General features: G+C 59.7%; 15 protein-coding genes and 1 pseudogene. 11 read left to right on the forward strand and 5 right to left on the reverse strand.

The window, feature by feature from the left end; genetic code table 11:
- Positions 1-82 precede the first annotated feature (82 nt).
- Positions 83-907, reverse strand: a complete 825-nt coding sequence (gene cysE / locus ABIA96_RS33880) for a serine O-acetyltransferase (protein ID WP_354141260.1) — start codon at positions 905-907, stop codon at positions 83-85.
- Positions 908-1,182: 275 nt separating this feature from the next.
- Here cysE and ABIA96_RS33885 point away from each other — a divergent pair, with 275 nt between their 5' ends.
- A complete protein-coding gene (locus ABIA96_RS33885) occupies positions 1,183-2,559 on the forward strand; it encodes a hypothetical protein (RefSeq protein ID WP_354141261.1) in 1,377 nt (458 codons plus the stop codon).
- On the opposite strand, the gene ABIA96_RS33890 is transcribed toward ABIA96_RS33885, so the two are convergent.
- On the reverse strand, positions 2,545-3,300 hold the full coding sequence (locus tag ABIA96_RS33890; protein WP_354141262.1) for an alpha/beta fold hydrolase: 756 nt from the start codon (positions 3,298-3,300) through the stop codon (positions 2,545-2,547). The genes ABIA96_RS33885 and ABIA96_RS33890 overlap by 15 nt on opposite strands.
- Positions 3,301-3,336: 36 nt before the next feature.
- Positions 3,337-4,473, reverse strand: coding sequence for a hypothetical protein (locus tag ABIA96_RS33895; RefSeq protein ID WP_354141263.1), 1,137 nt, complete (start codon positions 4,471-4,473; stop codon positions 3,337-3,339).
- 306 nt (positions 4,474-4,779) lie between these two features.
- Between ABIA96_RS33895 and ABIA96_RS33900 the strand changes: the two genes are divergently transcribed.
- Together ABIA96_RS33900 and ABIA96_RS33905 are read left to right on the forward strand one after the other, a co-directional pair.
- Positions 4,780-5,025 carry a zinc-finger domain-containing protein gene (locus tag ABIA96_RS33900; RefSeq protein WP_007602543.1) on the forward strand — a complete coding sequence of 82 codons (246 nt, stop codon included), beginning with the start codon at positions 4,780-4,782 and terminating at the stop codon, positions 5,023-5,025.
- Between the two features lie 19 nt (positions 5,026-5,044).
- Entirely contained in the window at positions 5,045-6,247 is a 1,203-nt protein-coding gene (locus ABIA96_RS33905; protein ID WP_354141264.1) for an FAD-dependent monooxygenase, read from the forward strand.
- A gap of 18 nt (positions 6,248-6,265) precedes the next feature.
- Here ABIA96_RS33905 and ABIA96_RS33910 read toward each other — a convergent pair whose 3' ends face one another.
- Positions 6,266-6,676 carry a twin-arginine translocation pathway signal gene (locus ABIA96_RS33910; RefSeq protein ID WP_354141265.1) on the reverse strand — a complete coding sequence of 137 codons (411 nt, stop codon included), beginning with the start codon at positions 6,674-6,676 and terminating at the stop codon, positions 6,266-6,268.
- A 359-nt stretch (positions 6,677-7,035) separates the two neighbouring features.
- Here ABIA96_RS33910 and ABIA96_RS33915 point away from each other — a divergent pair, with 359 nt between their 5' ends.
- The 3 genes from ABIA96_RS33915 (at position 7,036) to ABIA96_RS33925 (ending at position 12,297) form a co-directional block, all read left to right on the forward strand.
- Positions 7,036-8,358, forward strand: coding sequence for a tyrosine-type recombinase/integrase (locus ABIA96_RS33915; RefSeq protein ID WP_354141266.1), 1,323 nt, complete (start codon positions 7,036-7,038; stop codon positions 8,356-8,358).
- Positions 8,359-8,783: 425 nt separating this feature from the next.
- The gene (locus ABIA96_RS33920; RefSeq protein ID WP_502918873.1) at positions 8,784-9,797 is read left to right on the forward strand and encodes an AAA family ATPase; all 1,014 of its coding nucleotides are present in this window, start codon (positions 8,784-8,786) and stop codon (positions 9,795-9,797) included.
- A gap of 193 nt (positions 9,798-9,990) precedes the next feature.
- A complete protein-coding gene (locus ABIA96_RS33925) occupies positions 9,991-12,297 on the forward strand; it encodes a S8 family peptidase (protein ID WP_354141267.1) in 2,307 nt (768 codons plus the stop codon).
- A gap of 155 nt (positions 12,298-12,452) precedes the next feature.
- Here ABIA96_RS33925 and ABIA96_RS33930 read toward each other — a convergent pair whose 3' ends face one another.
- Complete coding sequence (locus tag ABIA96_RS33930) at positions 12,453-13,079, reverse strand: hypothetical protein (protein WP_354141268.1); 627 nt, start codon at positions 13,077-13,079, stop codon at positions 12,453-12,455.
- Between the two features lie 226 nt (positions 13,080-13,305).
- Between ABIA96_RS33930 and ABIA96_RS33935 the strand changes: the two genes are divergently transcribed.
- From ABIA96_RS33935 to ABIA96_RS33955, 5 genes and pseudogenes are all read left to right on the forward strand, one after another.
- On the forward strand, positions 13,306-13,623 hold the full coding sequence (locus ABIA96_RS33935) for a helix-turn-helix domain-containing protein (RefSeq protein ID WP_354141275.1): 318 nt from the start codon (positions 13,306-13,308) through the stop codon (positions 13,621-13,623).
- A gap of 77 nt (positions 13,624-13,700) precedes the next feature.
- The gene (locus ABIA96_RS33940; RefSeq protein WP_354141269.1) at positions 13,701-14,330 is read left to right on the forward strand and encodes an ImmA/IrrE family metallo-endopeptidase; all 630 of its coding nucleotides are present in this window, start codon (positions 13,701-13,703) and stop codon (positions 14,328-14,330) included.
- A 96-nt stretch (positions 14,331-14,426) separates the two neighbouring features.
- Positions 14,427-15,278 (forward strand): E2/UBC family protein, encoded by an 852-nt coding sequence (locus tag ABIA96_RS33945; protein ID WP_354141270.1) that lies wholly within the window; start codon positions 14,427-14,429, stop codon positions 15,276-15,278.
- Between the two features lie 23 nt (positions 15,279-15,301).
- A complete protein-coding gene (locus ABIA96_RS33950) occupies positions 15,302-16,765 on the forward strand; it encodes a HesA/MoeB/ThiF family protein (protein ID WP_354141271.1) in 1,464 nt (487 codons plus the stop codon).
- Positions 16,766-17,100: 335 nt separating this feature from the next.
- Positions 17,101-17,374 (forward strand): annotated as a pseudogene (locus ABIA96_RS33955) (hypothetical protein); the annotation flags it as partial.

Genomic DNA, 17,374 nt, shown 5'->3' on the forward strand with positions numbered 1-17,374 from the left:
AGACGCGCCGAACCGCCAGCATGAATTGCCAAAGAATTTGGGGGCGAAAAGGGCCGGAAAATCCGACCCTTAGCTCGCGAGCCTAAAGCCCCATCGCGTTGATCATCTGGTCCATGGTGCGCGACGGCTCGGCGCAGCCGGCCTCGCCGACGATCTTGGCGGGCACGCCCGCGACCGTGACATTGTGCGGCACCGGCTTGACCACGACCGAGCCCGCCGCGATGCGCGCGCAATGGCCGACCTCGATGTTGCCGAGAATCTTTGCACCGGCACCGATCAGCACGCCGTGGCGAATCTTCGGATGACGATCCTCATTCTCCTTGCCGGTGCCGCCGAGCGTGACGCCGTGCAGGATCGAGACGTCGTCCTCGATGACAGCGGTCTCGCCGCAGACAAAGCCGGTGGCGTGGTCGAGGAAAACGCCGCGGCCGATGCGCGCGGCGGGATTGATGTCGGTCTGGAACACCGCGGACGCGCGGCTCTGGAGATAATACGCAAAATCCTTGCGGCCCTTCAGCCAGAGCCAGTGCGCGAGGCGATGGGTCTGGAGCGCGTGAAAGCCCTTGAAGTAGAGCAAGGGATCGATGAAGCGCGAGGTCGCGGGGTCGCGGTCGTAGACGGCGACGAGATCGGCGCGGAAGGCGTTGCCGAGATCGGGCTCGTCGCGCAGTGCTTCGTCAAAGGTCTGGCGCACCAGATCGCCCGAGAGCGCGGCGTGATCGAGCCGGTCGGCGACGCGATGGATCACCGAATCTTCCAGGCGGCTGTGATGCAGCACCGTCGAATAGATGAAGGTCGCAAGCTCCGGCTCGCGGTGGACGATGTCCTCCGCCTCGCCGCGGATCCGATCCCAGATCGGATCGAGCGTTGCGAGCTTTCCTCCCGGATTGACCTGATGCACTGCCATGGGATCTGCTCTTTCGGATTGGCTCGTTTGGCTGGCTCTATAGCACAGTCTAGGCGACAAAGTCCTGACGGGCTTGCCTGAGAGTGAACAGTGCCTTGCCCCGCGAAAGCATACCAACGCGTTGAAACACAACAGTTTCCCAGAACGCCCCAGGCGGCAAGGTTGGCTCAAAGTGGTCAGAGTTTCGCCAAATTCAAGCCGGGCGGCGTCAAACTATTGGTGAATTTCGTCTCAACCATTATTGCGGGCATGGTCCGGACGACGACGGAGCTGTTTTGAGCATCACCACCGATCAATTGCGCGCGCGCGCCGCGGGTACGTTTTGGCTGCGGCTGGCGGCGGTGGCTCTGCCCCTCCTGCTGATCGCGCCGGCGTTCTGGAACGGCTATCCGCTGTTGCAATGGGATACCGGCGGCTATCTGGCGCGCTGGTACGAAGGTTATCTGGTCCCCAGCCGCTCCACCGTGTTCGGCCTCTATCTGCATTATGGCGAGAATTTCGGCTTCTGGGGCAATCTCGCGATCCAGTCGCTGGCGACGCTGTGGCTGTTGCAGCTGACGCTGCGCGTGCTCGGCCTGATGCAGACATTCCGCTTCGTCGCGATCAGCCTGCTGCTGATCCTGTCGACGGCCCTGCCCTGGCTTGCCAGCATGCTGCTCACCGACATCTTTGCGGGACTGTCGGTGCTGTCGCTGTTTCTGCTCGTCGTCGGCGGCAGCCGCATCTCGTGGGCCGAGAAGGTCGCGCTGTTCGTTTTCACCGCCTTTGCCGCAGCGACCCATAGCGGCACGCTCGGCGTGCTGCTCGGGCTCTGCGCCCTCGGCTGGATGGCGCGGCCATTCCTTCGGCGTCGCCTTCCGATCGCCGGACTGGCCCAGGCGAGCCTCACGATCGTCGCGGGCAGCCTGATGCTGATCTCGGCCAACCATGCGCTGTCGGGCAAATGGGCCTGGACACCCGGCGGCACCGGCGTCGCCTTCGGCCGCATGATGCAGGACGGCATCGTCGCGCGTTTTCTCAATGACCACTGCTCGCGCGAGACTTTCAAGCTCTGTCCCTATCGCAACGAATTGCCGGCGACAGCCGACGAATTCCTGTGGGGCAACAGCATGTTCAACACGCTCGGCCGCTTCGATGGCATGAACGACGAGATGGGCACCATCGTCGTGCAATCACTCGCCGACTATCCAGCCTGGCAGGCCGGCGCTGCCTTACGCGCGATGGGACAGCAATTGCTGCATGTGGCGACCGGCGAAGGCGCCAGTGTCTGGATCCCGCACACCTACGGCATCATCGAGCGCTACATCCCGGCGCAGGTCGCGCCGATGCGCGCAGCGCGCCAGCAGAATTGGAGCCTCGATTTCGACTACGTCAACTGGCTGCACGTCCCGGTCGCGCTGGTCTCGATGCTGGGGCTGCTCGCGCTGCTCGGACACGCGCTCGTCAATCGAAGGCTGGACGATCTGACGCTGCTGGCGGCGACCGTGACGCTGGCCTTGCTCGGTAACGCCTTTATCTGCGGCGTCATCTCGGGCCCACACGACCGCTATGGCGCGCGCATGGTGTGGGTTGCGACCTTCGTGGTGCTGATGGCACTGTTTCGATCGATCGGCGACGATGAGGCGGCAGAAGAAACCTCAGCCGCGGCGTGACAGGAAATCCAGCACGCCGGTCTTGTAGACCTTGTCGCCGACCGCGCGCATGTGATCGCGGCCCGGAATATCGAGCACTTCCGAGCCGGGGATGATCGCACCGAGCGCGCCGGCCGAGCCCGCGACGTCATCGGCCGAGCCGACCGCGATCAGCACGGGCACGCCGATGCGCGCGGCCTCGTCCCTGGTCATGAGATCGCGCGTGCCACGCAGGCAGGCGGCGAGCGCACGGCGGTCGGAACGGGTTTGGTCCGCAAACGCACGAAACGTGCGGCCGACGGGATCGGTGACATCGTCGAGCGAGGCCGCTTCCAGCGCTTTGGCGACGTTCTCGCCGGGCCCAGTGCCCTCGATCAGGCCACCGATGCCGATGCCGCCGAGGATCGCCGAGCGCAGGCGCTGCGGCTCGTTGAGGCCGAGCCAGGCCGTCATCCGGCCGCCCATCGAATAGCCCATGATGTCGGCCTGCGGGATGGCGAGATGGTCCATCAGCGCGAGCACGTCGCCGGCCATGGTCGGGATCGAGTACTGCGCGGCCTCGTAGAGTTTTGCGCTGTCGCCATGGCCGCGATTGTCCAGCGCAATGACGCGGCGGCCGTTCTTGCGCAGCTCCGAGACCCAGGTTGGGTAGACCCAGTTCACGTTCTTGCTCGAGGCAAAGCCGTGCACCAGGATGATCGGATCGCCATCGCCTTCGTCGAGATAGGCAATTTCAACGGCGCCGTTGTGAAAGCTCGGCATCATCAGTTCCGCAGTCTTGAGGGGGAGAGATCGATCTTAGGCGGTAAGCGCCGCATCCACCAGAGCGGCTTCGGCCGCGATCTGTGCTTTGCGCAACCGGCGCGCCCGTCTGCGATCGCACCAGGCTTGGGTCAGACGCTCGGTGGTCGCCTTGATCGAGGACAGCAGGCCGAACAGCGTCAGCGCCGCACCCAGCAGCCACAGCGTAAGATCGAACGCGCCGCCGAGGAGCAGCAGCGCGCCGCGGCCAAGCACTTTCATGATTGCGCGCGTCTTGCTGCCTTGCGCTTCCGCAAGCCGCGCCGCTCGCGCGACGTCCTTCGGGCCCTCGGCGATGCGCAGCGTATCCATCGCGCCGCGTGTGCCGGTCTTCTCGGCAACGCGCGTGACGTCCTTGCCGAGGCGGACCAGCGCGCCGACCTTCTCGACGCGGAACGCGGCCTTGATCGCGCTCATCGTCTCACCCGGCCGCAGCACCGAGCCGGAGGCGACCGCGTTCTGCAGCATCGGCGTATCAACCACCTCGCGCGCCGACCGGCCGGCCCATGCGGCGAGACCTTCGCCGAGCCGCCCGACCTTGCGGGCATCCTTCACCAGCGTCAGCCCGGCGCGCACCGGCGCCGCACCGCCGGCGGACACGTAGGTCACCGCCGTCACTGCGAGGCCCGCGGTTGCAAGGCCGAGCACGAGGCGATCGGTGTCCTCGCCCATCGCGAGATGCTTGCTTTCGCGGACGACGTCCCTGATGTCGCCGATCACGAAGAGATCGCCGGCCACCGTTCCTGAGAGGCTCGCGACGTCGTCGGCATTGCCGGTGACGAGCCCGGTGGCAAAGCGCCTGGCGAAATGCGAGGTGGAATTTTCGGTTTTGACGGCATCGCTGACCCGGCTCAGCAGGTCGTCGGGCAGCGCGATGTTGCGATCACGCGCAAGCCCGACAAAACTATCGGCGAGATCGGCATCGCCGGCCTTGAGCGCGGCCTCGATATTGTCCTGAACCAAGCGATCGTTGTGCGCGAGAGCCGCATCGAGCTTGAGCTCGGACAGGGCCGCCGGATCGTCCTGCGCGGCGAGAATCGCACCGGCCTCGCGGGCATGCGGCGCTACCTGTGCGAGCACAAGGCTGCATGCAGCGATCCCGGTCAATGCTGAGCTGATTCGCAACCACTTCATGCTGAAAGCTCGGACATTTCGCTAGATCACTTGCCCCGATGGTTCGTCTTTCGTCGCGATTGCAGGTGTCCACAGACGTAGTATGCCAAAATTGCGACACAACCTCCCCGACGAAAGAAGGGCTTCTCTCAAGCCGCAAGATTGTGTCGAATTTGCATGAGCAAATGAGCATGGGGCAGTTGCGAACCTTTCGGTTCCGCCGGGCTAGCAATCACTTGCACCCATCAGTATGGTCCGCGGCGTCGAAATTATGCCGCGTCGCCGCTGATTGTATTTGCCGCCATTGCCACTCCAGGATGAACTACGATGTCCGACCATGTCGTCCCGCACTTCCATAACGATGCCGGCGTCCCCGTCATCGAGATCGGCTCGCAAGAGTTCATGTGCGTCGGCGCCAATCCTCCGTTCGATCATCCGCACGTCTTCCTGGACCTCGGCAACGACAACGAGATCATCTGCCCGTACTGCTCGACGCTGTACCGCTTCGCCGCCGACCTGAAGGCGGGCGAAGCCCGTCCGCCGGAATGCGTGCTGAAGGACAAGGTGGCCTGACCGTTCGCTTCGGTCAGGGGTGGCCCTCCCGCGAACGATCGTCATTGCCGGTGCCGGGATCGGAGGACTGACGGCTGCGCTTGCGCTCGCCGCCCGCGGTTTTCGCATCGTCGTGCTGGAAAAGGCCGAGCGGCTCGAGGACGTCGGCGCCGGCCTGCAACTCTCCCCCAATGCCAGCCGCGTGCTGGTCGAGCTCGGCCTGACGGAGCGGCTGAAGCGGCGCGCCGTTGTTCCGGACGCGGTCTCGATCATGAGCGCCCGCGCCGGCGGCGAATTGCTTCGCATGCCGCTCGGCGAGGCTGCCGCCAATCGCGCCGGCGCCCCCTATTGGGTGGTGCACCGCGCCGACCTGCAATCCGCCCTCGCCGGCGCGGTTGCCGACCATCCCGATATCGATCTGAAGTTGGGCGCGGCATTCGAGGATGTCGCACCCCACGCCAAGGGACTGACGGTCGTCCATCGCAGTGGAACCATCCGCCGCAGCGATCTCGCCAGCGCCCTGATCGGCGCCGACGGCATCTGGTCGACGGTCCGCCAGCATCTGTTTCCCGACGTGCACCCGCGCTTCTCCGGGCTGATCGCCTGGCGCGGCACGCTGGATGCCACGCAGCTGCCCAAGGAGTACACCGCGCGGCGGGTGCAGCTCTGGATGGGCTCCAACGCCCATCTCGTCGCCTACCCGATCGCGGGCGGCAGCCAGCTCAACGTGGTGGCGGTGCTGCCGGGCACCTGGAACAGGCCGGGCTGGAGCACGCCCGGCGATCCCTTCGAGGTGATGGACGCCTTCGCCGCACCACACTGGCCGTCGACGGCGCGGATGATGCTGGCGGCCGTCGACAGCTGGCGCAAATGGGCGTTGTTCGGCGTGCCGGACGGGTGCCCCTGGAGCAACGGCCCGATCGCGCTGCTCGGCGACGCCGTGCACGCGATGCTGCCGTTCGCAGCTCAAGGCGCCGGCATGGCGATCGAGGATGCTGCCGTGCTCGCCCGGCATCTGAGCGTCGAGGCCGCCGAGGACGCAAACAGCGTTGCGGCTGCTCTGAAGCGATATGGCCTGATACGTCAGGCCCGTGTCAGGAAGGTGCAGCGCACCGCGCGGCAGCAAGGCCGGATCTATCATCTCGCCGGCCCATTCGCGCTCGCGCGCGATCTCGCGATCCGCGCGCTCGGGCCGGACCGCATGCTGGCGCGGCAGGACTGGATCTACGGCTGGCGTCCCTGACGCGTGAGCCGCAGCGCCCTAGCGTTTCGGAGCGGGCTTGATATCCGGCCGCTGCGGCACGGAGGCCGCAGGCGGCGCATTGGGCGGCGTTTCACGGCACTTGTTGCGGCGCCAGGCGTCTTCGGCCAACTGCGCCGAGCCACGGACCGCGACGTAATCGTTGCGGTAGGCGAGCTCGGACACGACAGCGCCGCCGGTTCCGGTCTCCGCCTTGTCCATCAGCTTCTGCAAGTCCGCCGTGCGCGCGGCGAGCGCCTTGCGCTCGCCCTCGAGCTGCTTGCAATCATACAATTCGTATCTGGCGGGATCGGCAAAGGCCGGAGCGATCGTCTCGCTCACGCCGGCGCAGCCGGACAGCGCGAAGCCGGCCGCGACCAGCGCGGCAACCGCGCAACCAACGCGCAGGGAAGAGGAAAGCGAACCAGGCATGGCCGGAAAAATAGTCCCCGTGAATTGAGAATGCCTAAAGCAGGGCCAGATGTCCGGATTGAGGCTTAGCCTCATATCCCGGATTGAGGCTTTGCCTTGGACCGCCGGCTCGCTTAAGGAAGAACCGCCTGTCCGGCGCACAAGCGCCAATTCCAGACCGCTGGACGGGACTTAAGTGTTTGATCGCGTTGGATCAAGCGGGCATGGCGGAATTGGTAGACGCAAGGGACTTAAAATTTTTTCCTTTGTCGCTCTAAATGATAAATTATTGAATGGAATCAAGTAGATTGACGAAAATAGAAATTTGCATTAGTCTTCCACAAGGCTTACACATTTACACAAAAAGGGATGGTTTCCCGATGGAGACGGCGGCCCGCGAACAGCTTCAACCGGCAAAGGACGGCACTATCGAGCGTCACGAACTGATGGGCGGCAAGTGCTACATCTACAAGCGCAGCGACGACAGCAAACACTGGCAGGTTGCCGCCTACGTCTCTGGCAGAAATCATCGTGCGAGCACCAAGCTCGAAGGCTTTTCCGCCGCAAAGCAATTTGCCGAAGAATGGTATCTTGAACTGCGCGGCAAGCACATTCGCGGCGAACTGGGAAAGCTGGTCCCCGTCAATGCGGAGAAAACCTTCAAGGACGCCGCAGAACAATTCCTCCGCGAATTTCCGATACTCACCGAAGGACAACGCAGCGCCATCTACACCGCAGGACACTTAAGGCGCCTGCGCAACTACCTGGTCCCCTTTTTCGGGGACAAACCCCTCTCCCAGGTCACATCCGGCGCGATCCAGGAATATCGCATCGACCGCATCGAGAAATCGAAAGAAAAACGTGGCAAGGCGCCCGCTCGAAACACCATGCACCAGGAGATGGTCGCGTTGCGCCAGACCCTGAAAACTGCAATGCGGCATGGCTGGCTGGCCCATCTGCCCGACATGTCACAGCCCTATCGCAGCAACGGGAAGATTTCCCATCGCGCCTGGTTCTCGCCGCTTGAATACAGACAGCTGTACCTCGCCGCCGCAAAACGGGCAAACGATCCCAAGAAAGAGCGCTATCGCTATCACGGCCAGGAACTCTACGACTTCATCATCTTCATGGCCAACACCGGCCTGCGGCCTGACGAAGCGAAACGGCTCGAATACCGCGACGTGACGGTGGTACAGGACCGGGAAACCGACGAGCGCATTCTTGAAATCGAGGTGCGTGGCAAACGCGGTGTCGGCTACTGCAAGAGCATGCCGAGTGCCGTCGCACCATTCTTCAGGTTGCGAAAGCGTAATAAGGCTCAGCCGACGGACCGGATTTTCCCCAACGACCAGCATGTCCTGTTCAACAACATCCTTGAGGAAGAAGAACTCAAGTTCGACCGTGAGGGGCAGCGCCGCACGGCCTACAGCCTGCGGCACACTTATATCTGCCTGCGTCTCATGGAGGGTGCTGACATCTACCAGGTTGCCAAGAACTGCCGCACCAGCGTCGAGATGATCGAGAAATTCTATGCCTCGCACATCAAGAACCAGTTGAGCGCAGCGGCCATCAACGTCAAGCGCCTCCCGCGAAACGAAGAAGACAAGGCTGCACCGGGTGCATCCCCACCCGCAAAGCCAGCAACAGCAAAAGGCCGCCTGCGCCCGACCAGCAAGAATTACACGCGGCGTAAACTGCACTGACAGTACTGACACCTTGGCGACCGGAGCCGTACGGGTTATGAAGGCCGTGGTACGCGGGCGTGGCGAAACTGGTAGACGCAACGGACTTAAGCGACTGATTGAGTGCTCTCGCGGGAAACCCGGGATGTAGAACTGCCCAAATTCGGGGAAACCTTTTAAATGGCAATCCCGAGCCAAGCCCCCGCCCTGGGGGAAGGTGTAGAGACTAGACGGGCGGCACCTACGGCAATTGGCCTTGGTGAAGGGATAGTCCAGACCACGAACACCTTGCGGTGGCGACGAAAGTCGAAGTGGTAAGAAAATCCGTAGGACCGAAAGGTCTGTGCCGGTTCGAGTCCGGCCGCCCGCACCACGCATACACGACAAATAAAGGCTACCGGCTGGTTTCGGTTGCCAGAATCTGCAACCTACAGGTAGACTCTCACGTGACCAACAAAGCACGCCCCATGGCCAGCGCAGATCAACTCAAGGCGCTCATTAAAGCGTACGCTCAGGGCGACGATGCTCAGTTTCATTCGATCGCCATGCAGATCGCTGCCGGCGAAGCCCGTACCGGTCATGGCAAGCTCGCTGAAGAACTTCGCGAACTGATTGATAAATCGCGAGTGCGCATTCCGAGCGCCGGGCCATCGCCGATACCTATAGCGCGTCCCCGCGGGGAAATCGCCGATCTGTTGACGGTCACCTACCCGCATATCCATTTGCACGACTTGGTGCTCAACTTAAAAACGCGCAGGGTTCTCGATCGCGTAATACGTGAACATAAAACCATCCGTGATATCCGTGCGCATGGTTTGGCTCCGCGGAAGAAACTCCTTCTTGTCGGCCCGCCTGGGACCGGCAAAACCATGACTGCATCCGCCATCGCCGGCGAACTTTCGCTGCCTTTGTTTGTGGTGCGGTTGGACCGCCTGATCACTCGCTTCATGGGCGAAACCGCGACGAAGCTCCGCTTGATCTTTGATGCGATCGCGCAAACGCGCGCTGTCTATTTGTTCGACGAGTTCGACAGTATCGGATCAGAGCGTGGACTCGGCAACGACGTGGGAGAAATACGGCGGATCGTCAATAGCTTCCTACAAATGGTCGAGCAAGATACGTCCGACAGTCTCATTATCGCAGCAACAAATCATCCCGCAATTCTTGATCGCGCGCTATTCCGACGCTTCGACGATATCGTTCAATATTCATTGCCTTCGACCAACGAGATTCAGACCACTCTGAAAGTTAAGCTTGCAGGTGCAAAGACTTCGACCAAAATGAACTGGGTCAAGCTTTCAGCCTTGGCGAGAGGTCTTAGCTACGCCGATGTGACTCGGGCGACAGGCGATGCGTTAAAGCACGCTTTGATTGAAGGCCGAGCGCTCACTCATGCGGATTTGCTTTCCTCCATAGCAGAGCGAAAATCTGCTCTCCTGCACGGAAGCTCCAAGAGATAAATTAAATCCTTAAAGGCCGTTGATGCCACGATACCCTCATTTACTTCTAGTAAACGTTGCAGAGACTGCGCGATACACCGCGAACCGCGGGCATTCCAAGGAATTCGATACTCCGGACCGGGTGCGAGCTACGCACGCCGCCCACGTCATAGGCGCCTTGCAGACTGCGCAAGCCCAACGCGAGCCGTTCCCAGTGCAGGTTGGCAATGGCTTCTATGAGTCCCCTGGACTCATTCTGTCTTTTGAAAGCGATCCTAATTTTCAGCTGGCATTTGAAAGTCTGGATTTGCAGCCTAGCAAAATCCAACTTCTTTCAGTTATCACCGACGCTGAAAATCGGACGATTGCGACGATCCGCGTTCCTGACGATAAGGTCGCCGTTCTTTTGCGCAAATTGGAAGCGTATCGCAACGCCGCTGAGGGAAAGCGCGACAACCGTAAGCTCGTCGAGAGCATCGCCAATATCAAACTGGCGACGCTGCAAGAACTTTGGACCGACGAGCGGGATCTGTACCCCGCAGCGAATACGGTCATTAACTGGGAAGTGTGGTTACGACGACCGGAAATCGGCGAAGGTGTTCCGATTGACCGACTCCGCGCGAGCGCTGAAGATTTTGGTTACCAAGTCGTCTCAAACGATTTGACGTTCGTCGACCGAACCGTTGTGCTACTACGCGGCACACGCGAGCAACTGTCCCGTGGCGCCGAGGTGCTGGGCATCATCGCCGAGGTTCGCAAAGCGAAGGTGACAGCCGATTTCTATTCAACCCTGGCCGCCGCCGAACAACACCAATTGGTAGACGGCGTCGCGGCTCGCCTAGGACAATTAGCACCGGATGCACCCGCGGTCGGGCTACTCGATACCGGTGTCAATCATGGCCATCCGCTGTTGGCTCCAGTAATTGGCGACGCCGATGTCCAGACGCTGAAACCAGCGTGGGGCGGTCACGATACGCATCACCACGGGCATGGCACCCAAATGGCCGGCCTTGCCATATACGGCGATTTAACTGACGTGCTGGCCGGTGATGGACCGATTGAGCTCACTCACGGCGTGCAATCGCTAAAGTTAATCCACGCCCCCGACCAGCATCTTCCTGAGTTGTATGGCACCGTAACGATTGAAGGCATCTCCCGCCTCGAAATCGACGCCGCTCGCCGAAAGATATACTGTATGGCGATTACGTCGGACTCTCGCGACAGAGGACGCCCCTCATCTTGGTCAGCCGCGATCGACAACCTCGCCTTTGGCACAATTAATGACACGCCAAGGCTCATCTTGATTTCAGCTGGAAACACCGATCCCTTCGAACGTATCAACTATCCGGCTTACAACGAGTCTGAGTCGGTGCATGACCCGGCGCAGGCATGGAACGCTCTCACGGTCGGAGGCTACACCGAGAAGGCCTTTATTAACGTGGAGGCCAATGCGGAATGGACACCACTTGCTCGTCACGGCGATCTCGCGCCTTCCAGCACCACATCAATGACGTGGTCGCGCTCGTTAAAGACGCCTTACAAACCTGACATTGTCATGGAGGCGGGCAACATGGGCACGCCACCGCAAGGTGGCGATCCTGAATTTCTGTCCGAACTTCAGCTCCTCACGACAAATAATGAGTTCACGGGCGGCGTTGCACCGTTCGTCGAGTTTCACGATACCAGCGCCTCCGTCGCGCTAGCAGCGAACCTAGCCACGAGGCTGGTGGCTCGCTATCCCGACTTTACCCCCGAGACGGTGCGGGGATTTATGGTTCATAGCGCGAGGTGGTCTGATGCCATGTTGGCACGTGTTCGGGACCAACACGGTCGGTTCGACACCGAGCGATTGTTGCGGACGTTCGGTCATGGAGCGCCGAACCCAGAAATGCTGTTCTATAGCGCTCAGAACAATTTGACGCTCGTGGCGGAAGAAACAATCCAGCCGTTTTTTGAAGACGAAGAAGACGGTAAGACCCTCAAGAGTCGCGACATCAAATTTCACGCGCTACCTTGGCCGCGTGATGCTCTTCTGGCTTTACCGTTCGATACTCCAATCGAGATGCGGGTGACGTTGTCGTACTTTATCGAGCCCAGTCCAGGCGAGCGTGGTTGGGACCGCAAGTATGGCTACCCCTCCCATGGCCTTCGCTTTAAGGTCATTCGGCCGACTGAGGATCTGGAGCAGTTCAAGTTACGCATCAACGCGCATGACCGTGACGATGATTACGATGAAGACCACGCCGGTGAAACGGGGACTTGGGAGCTAGGTACGGGCAAGCCGACCAACGGCTCGATTCATTCGAACACGTGGCATGGAACAGCCCAGGAACTTGCCAATCGTGGACACATTGCTGTTCATCCAACCATTGGATGGTGGCGTACCCGGAAGAAGGAGCGCCGGTTCAATCGATCAGTGCGGTATTCGCTTATCGTATCGATACATACACCGAACACCGATATCGATATCTATACCCCTGTTGCGGTGCAGGTCGGCGTCGAGATCCCAATTGAACTGTAACCAGCCATATTGCTGGTAAAAGCGGCGCGATAACTAGCGGCACAGTCGATCCACGGTTGGTCGGTCTCGCCACACTTTCGCGCGTTGATGGTAAACCCTTGAAGCCGTAGGACCTTAATCTGACTGCCGGTTGGGTTATCGCACGAGCAAAGGCATCAACGCGCCGGTACACTATGCCCCAGTGTGACCGCATGTTTGCGCTGGCTTGGAGTCAGAGCGCGCCAGAAATAATGAACCTTGCTTGTGTCCATAGCCGCCAGATCGTCCATGTACCGCTTCTTTTTCAGTGTGACGTTGAAGAACGAAGGGTCGTGGTCGATACGGTTCGTGCGCAAGCGCCAAAACACGACAAACGCTTGCTTAGGGGTCAGCTTCTTGTTGGTTCGATAATACTCCAGCGCACCACTAAGGATCTGCGAGTTCTCCGCCCGAGCCAATCTCTCCAGTGCTCGGATGCAGGAATCTAACCGCATCTTCTGAACAAGCTTGTCGAGCCGCCGTTTGGCATCTGCCGGAGTCAATCGACGGCCATTCTCATAGACGGCAACGTTAAACTGAAGAATGCAGTGCGAGCCGACATCGAGGCTGTGATTGGTGAATCCGTTTTGAATCTCAAAATGGTATCTCAGGCCTTCCTGGCCACAAAGCTGGCAGGTCTCGCAGGGCTCCTCGTGGTCATGAGTCGTTCCTGTGAAATGCCATTCGGCGAAGGCCTTTGGCAATGCGTCGGCAATGGAGAGCGGAAGGATGCTCTCCCTGACGCGTCTGGTATATGTCTCCATTGTCCGACCTTCCATTTCAAATTGGTGAGTTTACAAATTCATTCTCTCCCCTGATTGATCCCCGCGGTTGCTGTTGGAGCAATCTGTCCGCTCAGCTAGCAGCATACCAAAAATGCCACTCTTCCGGTAGGGCCGGCGGTTTCCGCGTTATTTCACGCGTGACAATCAGCTAATTAGCTGATAAGCTTCTGAAAAATTGGAGAGGTCTTACGGTATGGGTCTAGATATGTCGTCCTTTGGACGTGCAATAGCCTCCGCGCGCAAAGAGAAGGGCATGAGCCAAAAGGAATTGGCCACTAAAATCATAAAGGAGGACGGAGAGGCGATAACGCCACAGTATTTGAATGACATCGAGCACGATCGCAGAAACCCGTCATCCGACCATTTGGTCGGCGAGTTCGCAAAAATTCTAAAAATAGACCCGCTGTCCTTGTACGGAGTGATCGGGATGTTGCCGGAGCAGGACAGGAAACTGGTGAGAAAATCTACACCCGACCAGATAAATCAGGCGTTTGTCGCCTTTCGAAAGAAACTGAAGGAATAGTCAATTTGAGGTACGTCCGCGACACGATGCATGGATTTCGGGAGAGGCCGCATTACGAGCCTGCCGAACTTGATTCCATGTTCGAGAAACTCGTGGCGGATCATTTGCGGAGCAAGCACGGCAAGGTCGAGTTCCCCATCTCGACCGACGATATCACGACCTTGATCGAGCGGGACGTTGCGGATCTCGACCAGTACGCGGACCTGACGGGGTACGGCTCTGGCGTGGAAGGCGTGACGGAATTTACCCGCACGGGGAAGCCGAAGGTGTCGATTTCCAATGATGTTCACAGGTTCGAAAACCGGCTGCGCACCACCCTCACCCACGAATACGGGCACGTGATCCTGCACGCCTACCTATTCGCGCTGGAGCAGCGCCAGCTACCCGTTGATGGCAATCGGAAGCCCAATGCCATTTATTGCAAGCGGGACACGATAATTACCGCAAGCAAGACTGACTGGATGGAGTGGCAGGCTGGATATGTATCTGGCGCGGCCCTTATGCCACGGACTTACCTCAAAGTCATCGGCGATATACAGCAGCAGCGGAATATTTACGGGCCCTCGTCGCCAACCAGCGAAAATGGCGTGGCACTGATCAACGCGGTTGTAATTGGCTTTGCTGTTTCGCGCGAGGCAGCCACGGTGCGCCTGAAGATTCTTGGGATTCTGGGCCAAGAACTAGCCTCCGGTAATCTTTTCTCCTGAAATCAATGACTTAGCTGCCCGTTGACTCTCTCCGCATTTAGCGTAAAATACGCTAATTAGCATATCCGCTGATAATTGGATAAAGGAGACAGCAACATGAGTGAAGCGAACCAGGAAGGTCATTCGGAGCCCATTGAGGCGGGGCCCAAGGGCCACGATGCCTGCGGGTCTGATGAAGCAGAGGCTCTGCACGACATCGAACAGGCCAAGGCCGATATCGGCAAAGCCAAGGACGAGATCCAGCACGGGATGAAGGATCTGGACGCGGCCGAGCAAAAGCTCGATGCCGCCGAGGAAGAGCTTGAGGAGGCTCACCACCACCCGAAAATCATCCATTTCTCCGTTGATGCCGAACCCTACGAGACCGAGCGGCGCGAATGGACACCGAACGAAATCATCACGGAGTTCTCCGGTCTGGACATCACGACGCACTACCTCATCGAAACCGACCCCCACCATCAGGCCAACTTTCAGGGCAAGGGCACCGTCCCGTTTGAGCTGCACGATTGTGCGAGTTTCCAGGTGATCTCGGTCGGCCCGGCCCCGGTCTCCGATGGGAACGCCAGAACCGGCGTGGCCTGCTTTGTGGCGGGGCTTGCGTCGCTCGGTTACAAGCCAACCATTGCCCCGGGCAAGCCCGAGCATGTTTACTTCGACTACGAAGTACCCGCCGGCAAGTTCGCCGGACAGTTGGTCCGACTTGGCATAATCGTCCCGCAGGATTTTCCGCTGACGGCCCCTGGTGGCATCCACGTGTCGCCCAAGTTCTACCCGAACCAAAGTGGAGGTGTTCATCCCACTGGTGGCATTCACGATAGCGCCGATTTTCAAAGCGCGGTCGGGGGTGATTGGCAATATTGGTCGCGCCCCTATACCGGTTGGAGTACCGCGAAGAAGGCGGTGGCGACCTACATGAGCCACGTCTGGAAATTGTGGCACACGCAATGACAAGGGCCGCTCGAAGCGCGGCCATGCCTGAGACGGTCGATGCGTTGGCGCGTCGTCATCTCTTGCGCGCCGACCGTCAGGAAGATCTTTGCTTCGCGGTCTGGCGTCCGAGCACCGGACAGACCCGGATGACCGCCGTGGTCGAACGACTGATCTTGCCGAGAGACGGTGAGAGGAACGTGCACGGCAACGCCAGCTTCGAATCCCACTATTTCACCCGCGTCCTTTCGGAGGCTGCTCAGGCTGGCGCAGGGGTAGCTCTCATGCACAGCCATCCAAACGGCTTGGCATGGCAGGGTATGAGTCCGGATGACATCGATACCGAGCAAGGTCATGCAGCCGCCGTTTACGGCGCCACGAAGCTACCGTTCGTAGGCTTCACGATCGCGAGCGATGGGGCGTGGAGCGCCAGGTTCTGGGAGCGCACGGCACCGCGCCACTACGCGAGGCGTGACTGCGCCACCGTTCGCGTGGTTGGAGAAAGGCTTCGATCGACGTTCATGGAGGCTCTCGCGCCCGTTCCGCGCGGGACGGAAGCGCAGATTCGAACGATATCGGCCTGGGGGAAGAAGAAGCAAGCCGACCTCGCGAGGCTTCGGGTGGGCATCGTCGGAGCAGGCAGTGTTGGCGCCTTTATTGCCGAGGGTATGGCTCGTACGGGGGTCGAAGATATTACGGTCATCGATTTCGATAGGATCGAGACCAAGAATCTCGACCGGCTATTGTACGCAAAACGCGGCAATGTCGGGCAGTTAAAGGCAAAAGCGCTGGCCGAGCACTTAGGCGAATGCGCAACGGCAGCAAGATTCGATTCCCTCCCGGTGGTGGCTGCCGTTTATGAAGAAGCCGGATTCCGCGCCGCGCTGGACTGCGATGTTCTTTTTTCCTGCGTTGACCGCCCTTGGGGGCGACATGTTCTCAACTTGATAGCCTATGCTCACCTTATTCCTGTCATCGACGGTGGAATTTTCGTCCGAACGAACCGCCATGAGGAGCTGGCCGCGGCTGACTGGCGTGCACACGCGGTCACTGCGGGCCATCAGTGTATGCAATGCATCGGGCAGTATGATCCCGGGCTTGTTCAGTTGGAGCGGGAGGGTTACCTGGATGATCCGACCTACATTCAGGGATTGCCGAAGGGGCATCCACTGAAAGCCCGCGAAAACGTTTTCGCGTTCTCCATGGCGTGTGCAAGCCTTCAGACCCTTCAGATGTTCGCGATGGTTCTCGATCCGCTTGGCCGGTCTAATCCCGGTCAGCAACTCTATCATTTTGTAGGTAGCTTCATGGAGCCACCCCAACACGGGAAATGCAACCCGGAATGCTTGTTCTCCGATATCGTCGCGCTCGGTGACCATAGTGGATTTGAGGTAACGGGCCTCGCTCCGTCGACCAGAGACCCCATCGTCGAGACATTGCCTGAGGTGAAGTTGAGCGCGTTTCAGCGGTTCAAACGCGGCCTTAAGCGCCTTGTGCTTCTTCGATGATATCCATGACCAAACGACCACGCGCGCGCGCGGGCCTACTTTTGGGCTGGGGAAGAACGCTTATCGGCGATGATCAGAATTTTGGTGGAACAAACCCGAGTAAGCCAAGACGACAACCAAGCATTGCGCTATCTTGCTGATAACAATCGTGACGGCAGGGATGCGAAATGCTTAGAGAAGTAATTAGATCACTCACTGTGGGCATCCGCCGCCGGTGGAAAATCGGCGTCACAAGGGCCCTCAGCGTTGTCGGCGCCATATGGTTGGCGACAGAAATTGTAACCAGGGTTTCGAAGACAGCCGACAACTGGGTCACACAGCAAGGAAACATATACTTGGCAACGGTCATTGTGGCCGGGGTGATTTGGTTCTTGGTCTATACATACGAACTTCGATCGGTGTCGTTTTTGATTCCCACGACTGGTAGTCGGATTGACATTCGTTTTGGCGATCTGCTTGCGGAGCAGACGGATTGGTTGATCGGCGTCGGTGAATTCTTCGATAGTGAAATCGGTCTGAGCTGGTCCCGCAAATCTGAACAGCGCGATAAGTGGAGTTTCTGCCTGACGGCGGGCAAGATTGACCCGCGAATCAGGAGAGACGATGAGC

This window comes from Bradyrhizobium sp. LB11.1, assembly GCF_040549385.1.
Lineage (GTDB): Bacteria > Pseudomonadota > Alphaproteobacteria > Rhizobiales > Xanthobacteraceae > Bradyrhizobium.